Below are 20901 nucleotides of genomic sequence, written 5' to 3' on the forward strand. Positions count from 1 at the left end.
AAAGCGCAGGGAAAACCCCTGCCCTGAAAAACCACGACGCACACTTGTTGCGCCTGCCATGGCAGCACTGGCTATTCTTTGCCCAGCCGCAGGAAGCGGCATTTTCCAGCAACAACGGAGTGTTCATGTCTCTAGCCCTCGTCCACAGCCGCGCCCAGGTAGGCGTGCAGGCACCGGCGGTCAGCGTCGAAACCCACCTGGCCAACGGCCTGCCTCATCTCACCCTGGTCGGCCTGCCGGAAACCACGGTCAAGGAAAGCAAGGACCGGGTGCGCAGCGCCATCGTCAACTCCGGGCTGAAGTACCCGCAGCGGCGCATTACCCAGAACCTCGCCCCCGCCGACCTGCCCAAGGATGGCGGCCGATATGACCTGGCCATCGCCCTGGGCATCCTCGCCGCCGACGGCCAGGTGCCGATTGCCACCCTGGTCGATATGGAATGCCTGGGCGAACTGGCGCTGTCGGGGAAATTGCGCCCGGTGCAGGGCGTGCTGCCTGCGGCACTGGCGGCACGCGAAGCAGGCCGGGCGCTGGTGGTACCACGGGAAAATGCCGAGGAAGCCAGCCTGGCCGGCGGGTTGGTGGTGTATGCGGTGGGCCACCTGCTGGAGTTGGTCGCCCACCTGAACGGCCAGGTGCCGCTGCCGCCCTACGCAGCCAACGGCCTGATCCTGCAGCAACGCCCCTACCCGGACCTGAGCGAAGTGCAGGGCCAACTGGCAGCCAAGCGTGCCTTGCTGCTGGCTGCGGCCGGGGCGCACAACCTGTTGTTCACCGGGCCGCCCGGCACCGGCAAGACCTTGCTCGCCAGCCGCCTGCCCGGGCTGCTGCCACCGCTGGACGAGCACGAAGCGCTGGAAGTGGCGGCAATCCAGTCGGTCAGCGGGAAAGCGCCGCTGAACAGCTGGCCACAGCGCCCCTTTCGCCATCCCCATCACTCTGCGTCCGGCCCGGCGCTGGTCGGTGGCGGTAGCCGACCGCAACCAGGTGAAATCACGCTCGCCCATCACGGCGTGTTGTTTCTCGACGAACTTCCGGAGTTTGAGCGGCGCGTACTGGAAGTGCTTCGCGAGCCACTGGAGTCAGGTGAAATCGTGATTGCCCGTGCCCGCGACAAAGTGCGTTTCCCCGCGCGCTTCCAGCTGGTGGCGGCGATGAACCCCTGCCCTTGCGGCTACCTGGGCGACCCCACTGGCCGCTGCCGTTGCAGCACCGAGCAGATCGCGCGCTATCGCAACAAGCTGTCCGGGCCACTGCTGGACCGCATCGACCTGCACCTGACCGTGGCTCGCGAGAGCACTACATTGAACAACCAGCCTTGCGGTGAAACCAGTGCCGATGTCGCCGTCAGGGTGGCTGAAGCGCGGGAGCTGCAGCACAGGCGACAAGGATGTGCGAATGCATTTCTCGACCTTGAAGGTTTGAGGCATCACTGTGGGTTGGTAGCGGCGGACCAAGTCTGGCTGGAAGGGGCCTGCGAGCGGCTGACCTTGTCGCTACGCGCGGCGCACCGGTTGTTGAAGGTGGCGCGGACGTTGGCGGACCTGGAGGGATGCGAGACGATTGGCCGGACGCACCTGGCCGAGGCCCTGCAGTACCGGCCGGGGAGCAGTTAGATTGCCAGGGCTGTGATGCCCCCTGCAGGCGCGGGTTTACCCGCGAAGAGGCCGGCACAGCCAATACCTCACTGACCGCCGGCCAAAGCCTCTTCAACCACCTTCAGCAGCACCTCTTCAGAAAACGGCTTGCCCAGGCAGGCCAGTGCCCCAAGGCCCATCGCTGCCCGTACCGAGCCATCATCCCAATGTGCCGACATGCAGATCACCGGCAAGCGCATCCCCCGCTGTGCCAGCTCACGCTGTACCTCCAGCCCGCTCATTCCCGGCATCTTCAGGTCCAGCAATACACAACCCACCTCGCCCGCCAGTGGCGAGGCCAGGAAGGCGTGCCCGGCGGAAAACGACAAGGTCTCGAACCCCGCCGAGCGCAGCAGGTTAGCCAGGCTTTTGCGCACCGAGGCATCGTCGTCGACGATGCACACCCCTCTGCTCATGCGCCGCCCAGGCTCGCAGACCGCGCTCCGAGGAGGTTGTGCATGGCCGCAAGCTCCAGCAGCGAGCGGGACTGCATTTTGTTCATGATGTTCTTCTTATGCACCTTGGTCGTCACCTCGCTGGTGCCGATCTGCCTGGCGATCTGCTTGTGCGACAAGCCGCCGACCACCAGCGAGAAGACCTGGCGCTCACGCTGAGTCAGGCGCTGGTACTTTTCCTCGACCTGCCGCGCCTGCAGCCACTTGCGGCCTTCGGCCACGGCCCGGGCGCGCACTGCCTGCAACAGGGTCAGCAACTGGTCTTCATCGAACGGCTTGGTCAGAAACTCCACCGCCCCGGCGCGCATGGCCTGGACGGTCATCGGGATGGTGCCGAAGCCAGTCATGAACACGATCGGCCAGGGCAGCGCCAGCCGGCACAGCGCATCCTGTACCTCCAGGCCGCTTGTGCCAGGCAAGTGCATGTCCAGCAGCAGGCAGGCACAGGGGGTTTCCAGGCGGGCCTCGAACAGCGCCTCGGCACTGGCAAACAAGTGGTGCGGGATGTCCTGCGAGCGCAACAGCCGGCCCAACGCGGTGCGCACCGACGGGTCGTCATCCACCACCAGCACCGGCACATTCACGCGCTCATCGAGCGGCTCGACAGTCTCGGCCAGGCTGCGCAGCAATGACCTGCCCATTGCCTGACCAGGCACCTCGAGGCTGATCTGCGCGGCCAGGCGATAGCCCCGGCGCGGCACGGTCTGGATCAGGCTACGGTCGCCAAAGGCCTTGCGCAGCAAGGACACCTGCACCTGCAAGTTATTGTCCTCGACCACCGTGCCGGACCACACCTGGCTGAACAACTCGTCCTTGCCGACCACGCGGCCCTTGGCCCTGATCAGCGTGGCCAGCACGTCGAAAGCACGCCCACCCAACAGGATCGGCTTGCCGTCGACAAAGACTTCGCGCCGCTCCAGCGACACCTGGGCATTGCCTATTCGGATCATGGCTTCCTCGCGCGGGCACAGGCGTTTTCGCTGCCCTGGGCAGCCTAGGCCAGCGTACGCGTTCAGACAATTATCCCGAGGGATAGGTTGGCCAAAGGACTATACAAAAGCCCGCCAGCCCTCAGGGGACGATAACGGACAACAGCGTGCCCGTTCCTGCCAAGCAGGCTGTAACCCGCATCCACGCTGGGCCCGCTGCGTATACTCGCGCCTCAGGATGTCGCTAGCGGGGGTGCTTTATGCTCGATGAACGCCTTGCCCACAGGCCCATCGATTACGACCAGTCAATCGACGAGGGCTGGCTGAACCGGTGCGAGATCAGCGCGCTGGGCCAGGAAGGTGAGCTCAGCTATTTCCGCCTGCGCGACCCCGCTTCACATCAAGCCTGGATCGCCGTGCGCGCGCCGCTCGAGGCACCTTCCGCCTGTCAGCGCCTGGAGCGTGACTACCGCCTGCAACTGGACCCGCAGTGGGCGGTGATCCCCTCGGCGTTCGTGCGCTCGGCCGAAGGCCCGTTACTGGTGTACCCGGCCGGACGCTCAGTCGCCGACCTGATTGCTGAAGGCCCTGCGGCGCTGGAGCCGTTTCTCGACATTGCGGTGAACGCTGCCCATGCGTTGGCGCAAGCGCACGAACGCAATGTGCTGCACGGTACACTGCAGCCCGAGCATGTGTGCCTGCGTGCCCACCAGCGGGTGCGCCTGGGCTTCTTTCGCGCCGACCCAGCAGAACGGATCAGCGAACAGGGCACCCCGCTCGGCAACTGGGCCTACCTGGCGCCGGAGCAGGTTTGCCCGCACGGAAGCAGCAGCGACCGACGCAGTGATATCTATGCCCTGGGGGCAATCCTCTACCAGTTACTGGTAGGCGAACTGCCGCTGGCCGGGCGCGACACCCAGCACTGGCGACAGCTGCATGCTGGTGTGCAGCCGCGGGCGGCCGGCGAAGTGGACAGCAAGGTGCCGCCCCCCCTCAGCCTGGTCCTGGCAAAGGCCTTGGCCAAAGAGCCGGACGCCCGCTACCAGAGCGCGCGCGCCTTTGCAGTGGACTTGGCTCACTGCCAACGGCAGTGGGCCGCCCACAAAACCATGGCACCCTTCACCCCAGGCTGCGCCGACCCGGTAGCGCCCGACCACGCACGCCTGTATGGCCGCAGCGCCGAGCAAAAGGCTATCGCCCTGCTGCTCAAGGCCTTGCATCGCGACAGCAAACCACAAGCCCTGGTCATCTACGGCGCTGCTGGCATGGGCAAGTCGAGCCTGGTCAAAGCAGCTCTCAAGGCCAACGCCGAAGGTTACTGGGCCGTCGGCACGTGCAACAGCCACGCCCAAGCAGTGCCCTACACGCCCTGGATCGAAGTACTCGGTGCCCTGACTACCCAGTTGCTGGCCAAGAACAGTCAGGACCTCGTCACCCTGCGTCGCGAAATCCAGCGCCGCATCAAAAGTCATGGCCGTCTGCTTGGCAAGCTGGCCCCGGACCTGCAACTGATTCTCGGCCCCTTGCCCCAATTACCCGCCAAGCCCACGCGCCTTGCGTTGCAGAAGGAACTGCACGCGATCATTGAATTCCTGCAGGTTTTCAGCCGGCCTGGCCAACCGCTGGTGCTGTTCTTCGACGACCTGCAATGGGCCGACGACGCCACCCGGCAACTGCTGGCCCAACTGCTGGCTAACGTGCCGGCTAACCTGCTGCTGATTGTCACCCAGTGCAACGATACGCCCACCACCAGCGCACCGTTGGCCATACCCGCAACAGTGCGAAGCACCACGCTGAACCTGCGGCCGCTGGCCGTTGGAGCGGTGGCCGAGCTGATTGGCGAGCGCTTCCATGTTGCCCCCGAGGCCGCATTTCAACTGGCCGAGCGGGTGCACGGCAAGACGGCGGGCAACCCGTTTTTCATCAACCAGATTCTCAGGGCCATGGTCGAAGACCAGCTGTTCATCTTCGACACCCAGGCCATGCGCTGGTCATGGTGCCTGCAGGCCGTGGCCCGGCACTGCTACTCCGACAATGTCGCCGACCTGATGGTCCACCGCCTGGAGCGCCTGCCGGCACCGCAACGCGACCTGTTGCGGGTCGTCAGCGCGGCGGGCAGCCACTGCGATGAACACCTGCTTCGGCAAGTGCTCGCCCAACCGCCAGGCGAACCCTTGAAAGCCTTGATTGGCGCCGGCTTCCTGCAACCGGGCCAGAACGGCTTAGGCTGCACTCATGACCGGGTGATGGAGGCCGCTTATGCACTCACGCCCGTGCACGAGCGCGCCTCGCTGCATGCACGCATCGCCCTGGCCATGCGCCAGGCTTGGCCAGGGCGAACGCACGAGGTGTTGTTCGAGCTCGCCAGCCAGCTGCAACGCGCCAGCCCATGCGGGTTTGCAGCGGATGACTGCGAAGCGTTCCTGCAGCTTTTACGCGAAGCCGCATCCCGCGCACGCGACACCGGCGCCTTCGAACAGGCCGCTGGCTACCTGCACACCGCCGAGCAGTTGCTGCACCACAGCGCCACGCTGGAAAGCCGCGCCACGCATGGCTTTGCCGTCGCCTGCATGGCGACGGAGTGCGACATGCAACTGTCGCGAACGATCGCAGCGCAGGCCCGCCTCACTGAATGCCGCCAGCGTGCCCGCTCGGTGTTGGACCAGGCGCGGGCGTGCCGGCTGCAGGCACTGCTGTACACCTTGCACGGTGACTATCAGGCGGCTATCGACAGCGCCCTGGACGGCCTGAACTTGCTGGGCATAAGCCCGGTGCGGGGCGTCGACTGGCAAGAGGTCGAGGCCAGTCATGCCCATGTGCAGGCGTTGATTGAACAGAAGGACCGGCATTGCCTGGAGTCACTGCCGCGCACCGATTCGGAGGAAGTGACGGTTGCCATCAGCCTGCTGGCCACTCTGTCATCATCCTTCTTCGTGAAGGACGACATCTGCTTCCTGCACCTGGCCAAGCTCATGGAGATGTCGCTACTGCACGGCGTTGCCCCTGGCAGCACCTACGGCATGGCCTGGTACGGCGTGATGATTGCCGAGCGTTTTGGCGCTTACCATGATGGCCATGCCTGTTGCCTGGCCGCGCTCAAGCTGATCGAGCGGCACGGTTTCGACGCTGATTTGACCAGCGCGTTGCTGGCCCTGGACCAGGTCAGCGCCTGGACCTCGCCCATGGAATTCGCCCGACGTACCGCGCAGGACGCGGTCGACTCGGCGCGCCTGAGCGGTGACCTGGCGATGAGCTGCTATGCCTGCAACCACCTGGTTTCAGATTCGCTGTTCATGGGCCGCTACCTGCCGGACGTGGTCGAGGAAGTGGCGCAAGGCCTGGCCACTGTGCGTCGCCACGGCTACGGCGATATCGAGCAGATCCTGCTGGCCCAGCAAGCGTTCGTCGCCAACCTGAGCGGCACGCCCTGCCCCGCCCCGGCCACCGCCTCGAGGTCTCCCACCACGCGGTTCTTCCAGCACCTGTTCGCCGCCATGTGCGCCTTCTACATGGGCAATATCCCGAAGGCCATGCGCGACCTGGCATTGGCCGGTGACAACAGCTGGGCGGCACCGGCGCACATCAACCTGGCTGACTATCATCTGTTCCGCGGCCTGGCCCTGGGCAGCCCCGAGGCCCCGGGCAGTCTTGCCGACAAGCTGCGCCAGTTGCAGGCCCTGCGCGAGCGCTTCAGCCGCTGGGCCGGCTTCAACCCGGCCACCTTCCGCAGCAAGCAGTTGCTGATCGAGGGCGTCATCGCCAAGCTCGAAGGCGACGGCCTGGCCGCGATCCGCTGCTTCGACCAGGCGCAAATCGCCGCCACCGCTGCCGGTTTCATCCACGAGCAGGCACTGGCCCACGAACAGCTGGCCGAGGTGTGCATCCCCAGCGGCCTGATCTCCGGCGCCAACCTGCACCTGCGTATCGCCCGCGACTGCTTCCATATCTGGGGCGCGACCGGCAAGGTGCACCAGCTTGAGACGTTGCATCCGTTTCTGCGCACCCAGCCGATTCAGGAGACCCACCGTGCCACCCACCAGGCCAGGCTGGACCTCGAAGCCGGCATCGAAGCCGCGCGGGCGCTGTCCGAGGAAGTGCTGCTCGAAGGCCTGATCGAAACCCTGATGGGCCACCTGACCCAGCACTCCGGCGCCGACCATGGCGCGCTGCTGATTGTAAGCGGCGCCGAATTCCAGATGGCCGCCCTGGCCTACATCGACGATGCCGGGCTGCACGTGAGCATGGACAACTGCCAGAAGTTCATGACCCAGGCACCGCTGTCAGTCATCAACACCACCATGCGCACCCGCAAACCGCTGGTTCTCAACGATGCCCTCAGTGAGTGCCCGGAGGCCTTCCGCCAACAGCTGCAGGCGCGCAACGCCCGCTCGGTACTGTGCCTGCCGCTGGTGATCCAAGGCGTGCTGATCGGCCTGGTGTACCTGGAAAACCGCCTTGTGCCCCACCTGTTCGGCGGTCAGCGCCTGGCCATGCTGGAAATCCTCGCCTCACAGGCAGCGGTGTCGCTACAAACGGCCAAGTTCTACACACGCCTGGCCGAAGAAAACCAGATCCGCGCACAGATGGAGGCTGAGTTGCGCCGCTCGCGTGCGGAACTGGCGCGCAGTGCGCACTTGCAGGCGATGAATGAGCTGTCAGCGTCCATCGCCCACGAGATCAGCCAACCGCTACTGGGCATCGCCTCCAATGCCGCGGCCAGCCTGCGCTGGTTGAAACGCCCCAATCCCGACCTGGAAGAAGCAATTGCCGGCCTGGAAGACATCCGCAACGACAGCGAACGGGCCGGCAACATCGTGCGAGCGCTGCGGTCCCTGGCCAAGCAGTCACCGATGCAACTCAAGGCGGTGAAGCTGGACGAATTGATCCGCGAGGTGGTGCGCCTGACCTCGGCCGACGCCGCCAAGGGCAAGGTGGATGTGCAGACGCAGCTGAAGGCCGGGGTGTGCGTGACAGCCGACCCGGTGCAGTTGCAGCAGTTGGTGTTCAACCTGATTACCAATGCCCTGGAAGCGTTGTCGGGGTATCGCAGTGACGGGGTGCTGAAGATTGCGTCGGCGGTGGTCGAGGATGGGGTGGAGGTCTGCGTGGACGACAACGGGCCGGGTATCGCGGCGGACGAGCGGGAGCGTGTATTCGATGCCTTTCACTCCACCAAGACCGGTGGCATGGGGATGGGCTTGGCAATCTGCAGTTCGGTGGCTCAGGCCCACGGCGGGCAGTTGCAGGCGCTGGTTTCGCAGTTGGGTGGATGCCGGATTCGTTTCAGTCTGCCTGTGCGTCACGCATAGCCTGTGCCGGCCTCTTCGCGGGTAAACCCGCGCCTACAGTCGGCGCGGCCATTGTAGGGGCGGGTTTATCCGCGAAGAGGTCAATACAGGATTACATCAGCGCGAGGCCAGCGCCGCGTAGCTGTTCATCAGGTTGCGGTAGTTGGGAATACGCTGCGACAGCAGGTTACCCAGCCCTTCGATGTCGTTGCGCCAGTCGCGGTGCAGTTCGCAGGCCACCGAGAACCAGTTCATCATCTGCGCACCCGCCTGGGTCATGCGCACCCAAGCCGCTTGCTGCACGGTTTCGTTGAAGGTGCCCGAGGCATCGGTCACCACGAACACTTCAAAGCCTTCCGCCAGCGCCGACAGGGTCGGGAAGGCGACGCACACATCGGTCACCACACCGGCGATGATCAGTTGCTTGCGGCCCGTGGCCTTGATTGCCTTGACGAAGTCTTCGTTGTCCCAGGCGTTGATCTGGCCCGGACGGGCAATGTACGGCGCATCCGGGAACATCTCTTTCAGCTCAGGCACCAGCGGGCCATTCGGGCCTTGCTCGAAGCTGGTGGTGAGGATGGTCGGCAGGCCAAAGAACTTGGCCAGGTCGCCCAAGGCCAGCACGTTGTTCTTGAATTCGTTGGGCGAAAAATCCTGCACCAGCGAGATCAGACCGGTCTGGTGGTCGACCAGCAGCACCACGGCGTCGTCTTTGTTCAGGCGCTTGTAATCGGGTTGGCTCATGGGGGTGACTCCTTGGGTTGGGATAACGGGCCGGCACTGTCCGCAGGGGGTTATACCGGTGGATAGCTTCGGCTTAAGAAAGTACCTGCGCCTGCCGCCAGGCCTTGGGTGGCTGGCCGACCAGGCGGCTGAAAGCGCGGGTGAAATGGGCCTGGTCGCAAAAACCGCATTCCAGGCTCACATGAGTGATAGGCGCCTCGGTGGCGAGCAAGCGCTTGGCCTTTTCCATGCGCGCCAGCAGGCGCCAGGCCTGCGGCGAAAGGCCGGTGTTGACTTTGAAGGCGCGGGAAAAGTGGCTGCGTGTGAGGTTGCATACCGCAGCGATCTCAATGATCGACAACGGGCTGTGCAACATTAGCTCCTTGGCCCGGCGCAGCCGCGCGGGCGTGAGTGCGCCGGGGGGTTGCAGCGGCGCTTCGGGCGTCCCAGGGTACATGGCGACTCTCCTGTTCAATGCAGAAAGTCTCGCCCCCGGCACATGACGAAGTCCTGAGCCAAACCTGAATTGTTGTTAATTGTGCGCTGCTGGCCCTGGGCGTTTTGCCGATATCTTAAGATGCGTTTCGTATTCAGCTTCTGGCCGCTACCTGCGGCCGGCATTCAAGGCGACAGAGGCATGCAGGAAAAACCCGCCCACCGCACCGTGGCCATGGTGCTGTTCAACGATGTGCTACTGCTGGATGTCACCGGCCCCATGGATGCATTCGCCATCGCCAACCGGTTCTTGCCTGCAGCACGGCAATATCGGCTGCTGACCTTGGCCGAGGGGGGGCAAGCAGTGGTGCGCGGCTCATGCGGCCTGAAGGTGGTGGCAGACCAGCGCCTGGAAGACTTGCCGGAGGCCGTCGACCTGTTGCTGGTGCCGGGCGGCCCAGGGGCCTATGACACCGCCCTGCCAGGGATCGAGCGCTGGCTGCCCAAGGCCGCACGCCAGGCGAAGCGCTTCGGCGCCATCTGCACTGGGGTGTTCCTGCTGGGGCGGGCCGGGTTACTGAATGGCTATCGCTGTACCACCCACTGGAACTACGTGGAGCGCCTGGCACAGGCGTTCCCCGAGGCCAAGGTGGAGACCGAGCAGATCTACGTGATGGACCGCTGCCTGATCACCTCGGGCGGTATCACTGCTGGGATCGACCTGGCATTGGCGGTGGTCGCCGAGGACCATGGCAAGGCGCTGGCCCTGGAAGTGGCCAAGGTACTGCTGGTTGCCCGCCACCGTCAGGGCGGGCAGACACCCTACGGGCCGTTGCTGGCTGCGGTACCACGCGATGACTCGCCGATTGCCCGGGTACAGGCCTATATCGTCGACCACATCGAGCAGACGTTCACCGTGCAGAAAATGGCCGAACTGGTGGCCATGAGCGGGCGCAACTTTGCCCGGACGTTTCAGCGTGAGGTGGGCATTACGCCGCTGCAGTACCTGCAGAATGCGCGCATCGATCGCGCACGCAAGCTGCTCGAATGCGGTGACCTGCCGATGAAGGTGGTGGCGGCGCAGTGCGGGTTCGGCAGTGACCGACACATGCGCAAGGTATTCTTTGAGCGAATTGGCATGACGCCGGCGCAGTATCGGGCACAGTTTGGTGGCGGTGACCAGTCGGATTAGCGCTGCCTTCCTCGCGGGCGCGCCCGCTCCCACAGAGACAGCACAGGCCTTGAAGCCTGGGTAGGCGCCGTCATCGATTGTCACCCTGAACAGGACAATGTTTCTTCCCTTCAGATGATTGTCTGACCCCACCCCACCCCTCAGAATTGTCCGTCAAACTGTTCGAACGCTGCCCCGGCAGCTCATGGAGTACGAGCCAATGCCACACGAAGGCAGCCTTCTACAAACCGCGGTGATCTTCCTGCTTGCCGCCGTCCTCGCCGTCCCCCTGGCCAAGCGCCTGCAACTGGGTGCCGTGCTCGGCTACCTGCTCGCCGGTGTGGTCATCGGCCCGCAAGCACTTGGCCTGATCCGCGACACAGAAAGCGTGGCGCACATTTCCGAACTGGGCGTGGTCTTGCTGCTGTTCATCATCGGCCTGGAACTGTCGCCCAAACGCTTGTGGCTGATGCGCAAGTCGGTGTTTGGTGTCGGCACTGCCCAGGTGGTGCTGACCGGTGCAGTCATCGGCGCCATCGCCCTGTTCGGTTTCAGCCAGACGCTGCCAGCAGCCATCGTGCTCGGCCTGGGCCTGGCGCTTTCGTCCACTGCCCTTGGCCTGCAGAGCCTGGCCGAGAGCAAGCAGCTCAATGCACCGCACGGCCGTCTGGCGTTCGCCATCCTGTTGTTCCAGGACATCGCCGCGATCCCGCTGATCGCCTTGGTACCGCTGCTGGCCGCCAGTGGCCCGGACACCAGCCAAGGCGACAGCCTGCAACACGGCCTGAAGGTATTCGCCAGCATCGCCGTGGTGATCATCGGCGGTCGCTACCTGTTGCGCCCGGTGTTCCGCACCGTGGCTCGCACCGGCCTGCCGGAAGTGTCTACTGCCACCGCACTGCTGGTGGTGATCGGCACCGCCTGGCTGATGGAAGAAGCGGGTATCTCCATGGCCCTTGGCGCTTTCCTCGCCGGCCTGCTGCTGGCCGACTCGGAATACCGTCACGAGCTGGAATCGCAGATCGAACCCTTCAAGGGCCTGCTGCTGGGGCTGTTCTTCATCAGCGTGGGCATGGGCGCCAACCTGCGCCTGCTGCTGGAAATGCCACTGGTGGTGCTGGGCCTGACCCTGTTGCTGGTGGCCGTGAAGCTGCTGTTGCTGATAGGCGTCGGCCGCTGGGTCGGCGGCCTGAACAGCGCCAGCGCCCTGCGCCTGGGCATGGTGCTGGCGGCCGGTGGCGAGTTCGCCTTCGTGGTGTTCAAGCTGGGCAAGGACCAGGGCCTGTTCGACACCCAGACCTACGACCTGCTGCTGATGACCATTACCCTGTCGATGGCCATCACCCCGCTGCTGATGCTGGGTTGCGCCCGCGCCCTCAAACGCCCGCAACCGGCGCGTGAAGTGCCCGAGCAATACAAGCAGATCCAGACGGATACGCCGCGGGTGGTGATCGTCGGCATGGGCCGCATGGGCCAGATCGTCGCGCGCATCCTGCGGGCACAGAAGATCCCGTTCGTTGCCTTGGAAACCTCGGTGGACACCATCGAGATGACCCGTATGTTCGAACAGGTGCCGGTGTTCTACGGCGACCCGCTGCGCCCGGAGGTGTTGCATGCCGCCAAGGTGGGTGAAGCGGAGTACTTCATCATCACCATTGATGACCCTGAAGCCGCCATTCATACCGCCGCACGGGTGAAGCGTCTGTACCCTCACCTGAAGGTGCTGGCCCGGGCGCGCAACCGCCAGCATGTGCACAAACTGGCGGATGTGGGCGCCGAGCCGATTCGCGAGACGTTTTATTCCAGCCTGGAAATGACTCGCCGGGCACTGGTGGGGTTGGGCCTGAGCGATGAACAGGCGGCGGACCGCATTGCGCGGTTCACCCAGCATGACGAAGAGGTGCTGGAGGCCCAGGGGCAAGTGCGTGATGACCGGGCCAAGGTGATGCAGACGGCCAAGGAGGCGCGGGTGGAGTTGGAAAGGTTGTTTGATTCGGATGCGGATTGAGGCCTTTTGGCGCATGCCTTGAGGGTTGTAGTGCGTGTGAGATCGAGCGCCGCCCGCGCGGCGCTTCGCGGGTAAACCCGCGCCTACATTTGTTTCGGGCCAGTTATTCCTGTGGGATGCGCACGCGAGCCCCCAGGCGCACGCCTCGATATCGCGTCGTACAAACAAGGCGGTCGCGCGCGCCTGGCACAGGAGGGACTGGCCAGAAACAAACGTAGGAGCGGGTTTACCCGCGAAGCGCCGCGCGGGCGGCGCTCGATCTCATGGGCGCCCAAAAACTATCGCCAGGCACCTGGAAGCCATCCTGCAATGTCCTGACGATCACCTCGCCGCCATGACGCGAACACACAAAAACCATCACAAAATCGCCTAATTATCAGCTGGGTCCTACTTCCCCGCGAACCATTTCCTACGTTCACGCCAATCCCAAGGAATTATCCTACACACCGTGTCGACGCCCGTCTGATTGTCCGGGGAAAGCCAGCTCTCTAGGCTAACCAGGTCGCTGTCGGTTCAGCGATCGGGTGTGGAAACCCGGATGTGATGAAGGGCTGTCGTTATGGCAGTTGTGCGCGTGAGGCCGTTTGGCCTACCGGCTTGCCTTCTCCCCGGTTTTCCACCACGCGCACAACTGCCGCCTTCTGCGTGGAAACGGGTGGTTGCAGTTCAATCCTGGAGAAGGAATTGCCATGAAAAGAATCGTCCCCGATCCACCCCTCCCCAACACCACACAACGCTCTTTCAGCCGCTGCGATGCCGGCCATCCCCCATTGTTCACCGTAAACCCCGGCGTTTCCGCCCACGATGCCCTGGTGCATGTCGCCCAATACCTGCGCGGTGCCTACGACTGTGGCTACAAAGCCTTGGAGCATCTGGATGACACAGGCAAGAGCCTGTTCTGGAGCAACCTGAACGCACTCGAAATGGCAGAAGGGTTGGTTGAGGCATTGCTGGATGGGATTGAGTCACAGCCCATGAACTGAGTCGCCTGCACCGGCCCTTTCGCGGGCATGCCCGCTCCCACAGGTACTGCACTGGCGTTGAATCTTGCGCGATCCCTGTGGGAGCGGGCTTGCCCGCGAAGAGGCCGGTACAGCAAACAAAAAAAACCGGCTCCCTATAGAGAGAGCCGGCCTTTGTGCGCGTTGCTGATGGTTGATTACTTACCCGCAGTCAGCGCGTTATAGCTGGTCATCAGGTTGCGATAATCCGGAATGTGGTTGGAGCAAAGTGCAGCCAGCCCTTCGACATCGTTGCGCCAGTCGCGGTGCAGCTCGCAGGCCACGCCGAACCAGGTCATCAGTTGGGCACCCGCCTGGCTCATGCGGTCATGCGCGGCATCACGGGTCATCTCATTGAAGGTGCCGGAAGCATCGGTCACCACAAACACCTCAAATGCTTCCTCCAAGGCCGACAGCGCCGGGAACGCCACGCAAACCTCAGTCACAACACCTGCAATGATCAGCTGCTTCTTGCCGGTCGCCTTCACCGCCTTGACGAAGTCCTCGTTGTCCCAGGCGTTGATCTGGCCAGGGCGGGCAATGTACGGGGCATCTGGGAACAGGGCTTTCAGTTCCGGCACCAGCGGGCCGTTGGGGCCTTGCTCGAAGCTGGTGGTGAGGATGGTCGGCAGGTTGAAGAACTTGGCCAGGTCAGCCAGCGCCAGCACGTTGTTCTTGAACTTGTCCGGCTCGATATCGCGCACCAGCGACAGCAGGCCAGCCTGGTGGTCAACCAGCAGTACGGCAGCGTCGTCTTTGTTCAGGCGGTTGTAGGTGAATTTGCTCATGGTCTGTGCTCCCAAGGGTTATGAATTTTTCAGCAATCCGGGGTGTTTCGCGTTGATGGGCACAGATTAAAATCATCACCTTTGCGGCGGTAGTTAGCAGAATCTGGCTTTAGCGTTCTGATTTATGAACGATGGATTTGTAGGGGCTGTGCCGGCCTCTTCGCGGCTAAAGCCGCTCCTACAAGCGAAGAGGCCGGCACAGGCAACCAAATACCCGGAGACCGATCCTTGGAAGACCTCAACTCCCTCTACTACTTCACCCAGGTCGTCGAACATGGCGGCTTCGCCCCGGCCGGGCGGGCGCTGGACATGCCCAAGTCGAAGCTCAGCCGGCGAATCGCCGACCTTGAAGACCGCCTGGGTGTGCGGCTGTTGAACCGCACCAGCCGCCACTGCTCGCTGACCGAAATCGGCCAGGCCTATTACAACCGCTGCCTGGCCATGCGCGTGGAGGCCGAGGGCGCGGCGGAAATCATCGAGCGCAACCGCAGCGAACCGCGCGGCCTGGTGCGCATCAGTTGCCCGACCACCCTGCTCAACTCCTGGGTCGGGCCGATGCTGACCCGCTACATGCTCAAGTACCCGCAGGTGGAGCTGTTCATCGAAAGTACCAACCGCCGTGTCGACCTGTTGCACGAGGGCTTCGACATCGCCCTGCGGGTGCGCTTTCCGCCGCTGGAGAACACTGACATGGTGATGAAGGTGCTGAGCAACAGCACCCAGTGCCTGGTCGGTCAACCTCAATACCTGGCGCAACTGCCCAAAGGTTTTGATCCGCAGCTGCTGGGCACGCTACCCAGCGTGCATTGGGGCAGTGCCCAGCGCGAGTATCAGTGGGAACTGTTCCAGGGTGAGGACAACAGCCGCAGCATCGTCATCCCGCATACACCACGCATGGTGACTGATGACCTGTTTGCCTTGCGCCACTTCGTGGTAGCCGGAGTGGGGATTGCACACTTGCCGCGGGTGGCGGTGCGTGAGGACCTGGCGGCAGGACGCCTGGTTGAGCTGATCCCGGACTGGCACCCGCGTTGCGGCATCGTGCATGCGATCTTCCCATCGCGACGTGGGTTGCTGCCTTCGGTGCGAGCGCTGATCGATCATCTGGCTGAGGAGTTCGCCATCAGCGACATGGCTTGAGTGCCTGGCTGGCTGAGCCGGCCTCTTCGCGGGCCTGCCCGCGCCCACAGGTATTGCACAAGGCTCGGGGCCGGTGGTGGCCCTGTAGGAGCGGCCTTAGCCGCGAAAGGGCCGGTACAGGTAATGCAAATCCCCACCCAGCACACCCTTACAAGACCTTGGGTCTACGCTTCTTCCACACTCCCGGATCATCCCCCGGAGCCCCTCATGATCCGCGCCACTCACGGACCAGGCCGCGCCCTGCTCGCCACCCTCGCCCTCTGGCCGGCGCTGAGCCACGCCGAGGCGCCCGGCTGGTCGCTGCTCAGCCGCAACTATTTCCTGCACAGTGACTTCCGCTCGCCCTCCGGCAGCGGCCAGAACTACCGCCAGGAATGGGCCCAAGGCTTCATCGGCGAGGTCCGTTCCGGCTTCACCGAAGGCACTGTCGGCGTCGGCATCGATGCCCATGGCTTTCTTGGCCTCAAGCTCGACGGCGGCCGCGGCCATAGCGGCACCGGCCTGCTGCCACGCGACAGCGATGGCCGCGCCGAGTCCGAGTACTCCAGCGCCGGTGCCGCGCTCAAAATGCAGTTAGGCAACACCCAACTGCGCTATGGCGAGATGATGGTGGAAACCCCGGTGTTCGACACCGGTGACAAACGCCTGCACCCGGAATACGCCACCGGCTGGTGGGTGGAAAACACCGACCAGCCCGACTGGCGCCTGCAGGCCGGGCGTTTCACTGCCTTCAACAACCAGGACAACAGCTCCACCCACGACGACTTCAGCGGCTACGGCGCGACCACCCACAACCGGGCCATCAGCCTGGCCGGTGCCACCTTCGCACCCAACGGGCCGTTCGGCGCCGCAGTGTATGCCGGGCAGCTGGAAAACACCTGGCGCCAGGCCTACCTCAACCTGAACGTGGCCGAGGGCAACTGGCGCCTGGACGGCAACCTGTACAAAACCCGCGACACCGGCAACGCCAGCGCCGGGGCGATCGACACCCTCGCCTACAGCCTGCTGGCCAGGTACAGCTTCGGCGCCCAGGCGCTGAGCCTGGCCTACCAGAAGGTCGAGGGCGACACCCCGTTCGACTTCGTCGGCGGCGACGCCATCTACCTGGCCAACGCGATCAAGTACGCCGACTTCAACGGCCCTGGCGAGCACTCGTGGCAACTGCGCTATGACCTGAACTTCGCCACCCTCGGCGCACCTGGCCTGAGCCTGATGGGCCGCTATGTCAGCGGCCGCGGCATCGACGGCAGCCATGCGCCGGCGAGCGGCGCCTATGTGAACCAGTACGGCGACGGCGGCAAGCACTGGGAACGCGACATCGACCTGAAATACGTGGTGCAGTCGGGGGCTGCCAAGGACCTGAGCCTGTCGTTCTCCCACGTCAGCCACCGCGCCAACCAGGCCCAGGCGGGCAATGATATCGACCGCATCTACCTGATCATCGAATACCCACTCAAAGGCAGCTTCTGACATGAGTACATCCCCTTCAGGTGCCTGGAGCCCGTTGCGTAACACCACCTTCCGCATGCTGTGGATCGCCACCATCGCCTCCAACATCGGCACCTGGATGCACGAGGTGGGCGCCGGCTGGCTGATGACCACGCTGTCGGCCAGCCCGCTGCACGTGGCGTTGATCCAGGTAGCCGGCTCGTTGCCGATGTTCTTCCTGGCCCTGCCGGCGGGCGCAGCGGCGGACATCGTCGACAAACGCCGCTACCTGTTGCTGGTGCAACTGTGGATGTCTTGCGTAGCGGTTGTGCTGGCGGCCCTGACGTTGCTCGGGATGATGAACGTCACCTTGCTGCTGGTGCTGACCCTGGCACTGGGTATTGGTACAGCGCTGATGATGCCGGCGTGGAGCGCACTGACACCGGAACTGGTGGGCAAGGAGGACCTGGCCAACGCGGTGGCGCTCTCCAGTGTCGGCATCAACGTGTCACGGGCCATCGGCCCGGCACTGGCGGGGGTGGTGGTGAGCATGGTCGGCCCGTGGCTGACCTTTGCCCTGAATGCCATCTCGTTCGCGGGTGTGATCCTGGTGTTGTTCCTGTGGAAGCGCGAGGTGAAGGAACCACTGCTGCCGGCCGAACGCTTCGTTGGCGCCATGCGCACTGGGCTGCGCTTTGCCCGCAGCGCCAAGCCTTTGCAGGCCGTGATGCTACGCGCGTTGGCGTTCTTTTTCTGCGCCAGCGCCGGCACTTCGCTGCTGCCGCTGATCGTGCGTGGCGAGATGCGCGGCACCGCAGCGGACTTCGGCCTGCTGCTGGCGGCCATCGGTATTGGCGCAGTGGCGGGTGCCACCTTGCTGCCGCGCCTGCGTGAGCGCATCAGCCGTGACCGCCTGGTGTTACTGGCCAGCCTGCTGTATGCCCTGTTCCTGCTGGCCCTGGCGTTGGTGCGCAACTTCTATGCGCTGCTGCCCGCAATGCTGCTCAGCGGCGCGGCGTGGATCGCGGTGCTGTCCAACCTGCAAGTGGCTGCGCAGACTTCGGTGCCAGCCTGGGTACGGGCGCGGGCTTTGTCGGTATACATTCTGATCTTCTTCGGCGCCATGGCCTGTGGCGGCCTGCTGTGGGGCACGCTGGCCAGCCATGCAACGATCACCTTCAGCCTGCTGCTGGCCGCAGGCGGCCTGGCGCTGGGTACCTTGCTGACCTGCAAGGTGACGCTGCCGGAAACCGAGGCAGAGGAGCTGACGCCGTCGCTGCATTGGCCGGTGCCGGTGCTCAGCGATGACATGGACACGGAAGTCGGACCGGTGATGGTCACCGTCGAGTACCACATCGCCCCCACCAAGGCCGAGGCCTTCCAGCAGGCGGCGCGGGAGCTGGAAGCGATGCGCAAGCGCAATGGCGCATTGTCGTGGGGGTTGATGCGGGACAGTGCTGATCCGGCGTTGTGGCTGGAGTTCTTCTTCGAGGAATCGTGGCTGGAGCATCTGCGGCATCACCACCGGGTGACCCGTGGTGAACTGAAGATCGAGGCGCGGGTCAGGATGCTGCAGACCGATGGGGTTGAAGTGCGGATTCGGCACTTGTTGGCTGGCGGGGAGCATAAGGCTCACCATTGATGCTGGCCTTTGCGGCCCTTTCGCTACAAGGACCGCGCAGCCCCCGTATGCGCGGGTTTACCCGCGAAAGGACCACAAAGGCCCCGTAGGTGCGGGTTACCTGCGAAAAGGCAGCAAAGGCCCTGTAGGAGCGGGTTTACCCGCGAAAGGGCCGGCACTGAAGACACAAGAAAGGGGCCAGATATTGGCCCCCGTTCTTCAAATCAGCTCAGCTTAGAAAGCGAAGCACGAACAGCCCAGCGCCCCCCAGAATCCCTGGAAGTCATTGACCGGAACACTCGATTTGCGCGCCTTGTCATGGCTGTGTGCATGCACTCCGCACGGCCCCGAACACTGGTGCACCGCGGCTGCCAACGATGGCGTACCGACACGCCAGTGCCCAGGTACCTTGGTCACCGGCGACCACTCTGGCAGCACCGGCACCTGCGGCGGGCCAAGCTTGTCGAACTCGCCAGCACCGTACACCACCTTGCCATCAACGATGGTCAGCACCGACTCGATGCCCTTGATCGCCTCTTCATCGACACTGAAGAAGTCCAGCGACAATGCTGCCAGGTCAGCCAGCTGGCCCACCTTGATCTGGCCCTTCTTGCCTTGCTCGCTGGAGAACCAGGCGCTGCCCTGGGTGAACAGTTGCAGCGCGGTGTCACGGCTCAGGCCTTCCGGGTACAGCTCCATGCCACCGACCGTCTTGCCGCTGACCAGCCAGTACAATGAGGTCCATGGGTTGTAGCTAGACACCCGAGTGGCATCGGTACCCGCGCCCACCGGCACGCCCATCTCGAGCATGCGTTTGATCGGCGGGGTCTGCTCGGCGGCCTTGGCGCCGTAGCGGTCGACGAAGTACTCACCCTGGAAGGCCATGCGGTCCTGGATGGCAATACCACCGCCCAGCGCACGCACGCGCTCGATGTTCTGCGGGGTGATGGTTTCGGCGTGGTCGAAGAACCAGGGCAGGCCGTTGAATGGAATGTCGCGGTTGACCTTCTCGAACACGTCGAGCATGCGCGTGATCGATTCGTTGTAGGTGGCGTGCAGGCGGAATGGCCAGCGCTGCTCGACCAGGTGGCGCACCACCGGCTCCAGTTCTTCTTCCATGGTCTGCGGCAGGTCCGGGCGCGGCTCGAGGAAGTCCTCGAAGTCGGCGGCAGAGAACACCAGCATTTCGCCCGCGCCATTGTGGCGCAAGAAGTCGGTACCGCTGTGCAGCTTGACGCTGGAGGTCCACTTCTTGAAGTCGTCCAGTTCTTCCTTGGGCTTCTGGGTGAACAGGTTGTAGGCGATGCGTACGGTCAGCTGGTTGTTGTCGGCCAGCTCCTGGATCACCGAGTAGTCATCGGGGAAATTCTGGTAGCCACCGCCGGCATCAATGGCGCTGGTCAGGCCCAGGCGGTTGAGTTCGCGCATGAACTGGCGGGTGGAGTTGACCTGGTACTCCAGCGGCAGCTTCGGCCCCTTGGCCAGGGTGGCGTAGAGGATCATTGCGTTGGGGCGGGCGATCAGCATGCCGGTCGGGTTGCCGAACTTGTCACGCTGGATTTCGCCACCTGGCGGGTTCGGGGTGCTCTTGTCGTAGCCGACGGCCTTGAGCGCAGCGCGGTTGAGCAGCGCGCGGTCATACAGGTGCAACAGGAACACCGGGGTGTCGGGCGCAGCCTGGTTGATTTCTTCCAGGGTGGGCATGCGTTTTTCGGCGAACTGGAATTCGTTCCAGCCACCGACTACCCGCACCCACTGCGGGGTTGGCGTGCGCGCGGCCTGGTCCTTGAGCATGCGCAGGGCATCGGCCACCGACGGCACCCCTTCCCAGCGCAGTTCGAGGTTGTAGTTCAGGCCACCGCGGATCAGGTGCAGGTGCGAGTCATTGAGGCCCGGGATCACCGTGCGCTGCTTGAGGTCGACGATTTGCGTGGCGGCGCCCTTGTGGGCCATGGCCTCGGCGTCGCTGCCCACGGCGATGAAGCGGCCGTCCTTGATGGCGACGGCGGTCGCGGTGGGCTTTTCGCGGTCAACGGTGTGCAGTTTGCCGTTGAACAGAATCAGGTCGGCGGTCATGGAACCTCCTTGCGTGGATGCGTGAGCGGAACCGGCTTGGCCGGTGAAGGGCAATGCGGACCAGAGCGCGCCAGCGGCACCGAGCACAGTGCTGGTGGCGAGGAACTGGCGACGGGTCTTGTCGTTGCGATCCTGGGACATGGGCTTCTCCGACTAGGGGCCGGCAGGGGGACTGCGAAGCATGCCGGTTGATGCAAGGCC

The 20901-nt window shown here is 64.1% G+C and carries 14 protein-coding genes; 8 read left to right on the forward strand and 6 right to left on the reverse strand.

Features of this window, described 5'->3' with window-relative positions; genetic code table 11:
- Positions 1-125 precede the first annotated feature (125 nt).
- Positions 126-1616 (forward strand): YifB family Mg chelatase-like AAA ATPase, encoded by a 1491-nt coding sequence (locus LMH93_RS26275; protein WP_108079038.1) that lies wholly within the window; start codon positions 126-128, stop codon positions 1614-1616.
- A gap of 68 nt (positions 1617-1684) precedes the next feature.
- Here the strand turns inward: LMH93_RS26275 and LMH93_RS26280 are convergent, their stop codons facing one another.
- Both LMH93_RS26280 and LMH93_RS26285 read right to left on the reverse strand, forming a co-directional pair.
- The gene (locus LMH93_RS26280) at positions 1685-2053 is read right to left on the reverse strand and encodes a response regulator transcription factor (protein WP_230064741.1); all 369 of its coding nucleotides are present in this window, start codon (positions 2051-2053) and stop codon (positions 1685-1687) included.
- Positions 2050-3042 (reverse strand): response regulator, encoded by a 993-nt coding sequence (locus tag LMH93_RS26285; RefSeq protein ID WP_230064742.1) that lies wholly within the window; start codon positions 3040-3042, stop codon positions 2050-2052. Before LMH93_RS26285 ends, LMH93_RS26280 begins: the two co-directional genes overlap by 4 nt.
- A gap of 239 nt (positions 3043-3281) precedes the next feature.
- Between LMH93_RS26285 and LMH93_RS26290 the strand changes: the two genes are divergently transcribed.
- Positions 3282-8330 carry a trifunctional serine/threonine-protein kinase/ATP-binding protein/sensor histidine kinase gene (locus LMH93_RS26290; protein WP_230064743.1) on the forward strand — a complete coding sequence of 1683 codons (5049 nt, stop codon included), beginning with the start codon at positions 3282-3284 and terminating at the stop codon, positions 8328-8330.
- A gap of 96 nt (positions 8331-8426) precedes the next feature.
- Here the strand turns inward: LMH93_RS26290 and ycaC (LMH93_RS26295) are convergent, their stop codons facing one another.
- Positions 8427-9053 carry an isochorismate family cysteine hydrolase YcaC gene (ycaC, locus tag LMH93_RS26295; protein ID WP_003253573.1) on the reverse strand — a complete coding sequence of 209 codons (627 nt, stop codon included), beginning with the start codon at positions 9051-9053 and terminating at the stop codon, positions 8427-8429.
- A gap of 73 nt (positions 9054-9126) precedes the next feature.
- Positions 9127-9489, reverse strand: a complete 363-nt coding sequence (locus tag LMH93_RS26300; RefSeq protein WP_033726508.1) for a helix-turn-helix domain-containing protein — start codon at positions 9487-9489, stop codon at positions 9127-9129.
- A gap of 180 nt (positions 9490-9669) precedes the next feature.
- On the opposite strand from LMH93_RS26300, the gene LMH93_RS26305 reads away from it, so the two are divergent.
- The 3 genes from LMH93_RS26305 (at position 9670) to LMH93_RS26315 (ending at position 13629) form a co-directional block, all read left to right on the forward strand.
- Positions 9670-10659 carry a GlxA family transcriptional regulator gene (locus tag LMH93_RS26305; protein ID WP_230065387.1) on the forward strand — a complete coding sequence of 330 codons (990 nt, stop codon included), beginning with the start codon at positions 9670-9672 and terminating at the stop codon, positions 10657-10659.
- 199 nt (positions 10660-10858) lie between these two features.
- Positions 10859-12646, forward strand: coding sequence for a monovalent cation:proton antiporter-2 (CPA2) family protein (locus tag LMH93_RS26310; protein ID WP_003253568.1), 1788 nt, complete (start codon positions 10859-10861; stop codon positions 12644-12646).
- A 689-nt stretch (positions 12647-13335) separates the two neighbouring features.
- Positions 13336-13629 (forward strand): hypothetical protein, encoded by a 294-nt coding sequence (locus LMH93_RS26315; RefSeq protein ID WP_012054079.1) that lies wholly within the window; start codon positions 13336-13338, stop codon positions 13627-13629.
- A 176-nt stretch (positions 13630-13805) separates the two neighbouring features.
- On the opposite strand, the gene ycaC (LMH93_RS26320) is transcribed toward LMH93_RS26315, so the two are convergent.
- Positions 13806-14435, reverse strand: a complete 630-nt coding sequence (ycaC, locus tag LMH93_RS26320; protein WP_230064744.1) for an isochorismate family cysteine hydrolase YcaC — start codon at positions 14433-14435, stop codon at positions 13806-13808.
- Between the two features lie 228 nt (positions 14436-14663).
- Here ycaC (LMH93_RS26320) and LMH93_RS26325 point away from each other — a divergent pair, with 228 nt between their 5' ends.
- The 3 genes from LMH93_RS26325 to LMH93_RS26335 all read left to right on the forward strand — a co-directional run bounded on the left by LMH93_RS26325 (position 14664) and on the right by LMH93_RS26335 (position 18645).
- A complete protein-coding gene (locus tag LMH93_RS26325) occupies positions 14664-15575 on the forward strand; it encodes a LysR substrate-binding domain-containing protein (protein ID WP_010955764.1) in 912 nt (303 codons plus the stop codon).
- Positions 15576-15782: 207 nt separating this feature from the next.
- On the forward strand, positions 15783-17045 hold the full coding sequence (locus LMH93_RS26330) for an OprD family porin (protein ID WP_230064745.1): 1263 nt from the start codon (positions 15783-15785) through the stop codon (positions 17043-17045).
- Between the two features lies 1 nt (position 17046).
- Positions 17047-18645, forward strand: coding sequence for an MFS transporter (locus LMH93_RS26335; protein ID WP_014860495.1), 1599 nt, complete (start codon positions 17047-17049; stop codon positions 18643-18645).
- A gap of 213 nt (positions 18646-18858) precedes the next feature.
- On the opposite strand, the gene LMH93_RS26340 is transcribed toward LMH93_RS26335, so the two are convergent.
- Positions 18859-20841 carry an amidohydrolase gene (locus LMH93_RS26340; protein ID WP_230064746.1) on the reverse strand — a complete coding sequence of 661 codons (1983 nt, stop codon included), beginning with the start codon at positions 20839-20841 and terminating at the stop codon, positions 18859-18861.
- Between the last annotated feature and the right edge of the window lie 60 nt (positions 20842-20901).

The organism is Pseudomonas sp. CIP-10, assembly GCF_020911845.1.
Classification (GTDB): domain Bacteria; phylum Pseudomonadota; class Gammaproteobacteria; order Pseudomonadales; family Pseudomonadaceae; genus Aquipseudomonas; species Aquipseudomonas alloputida.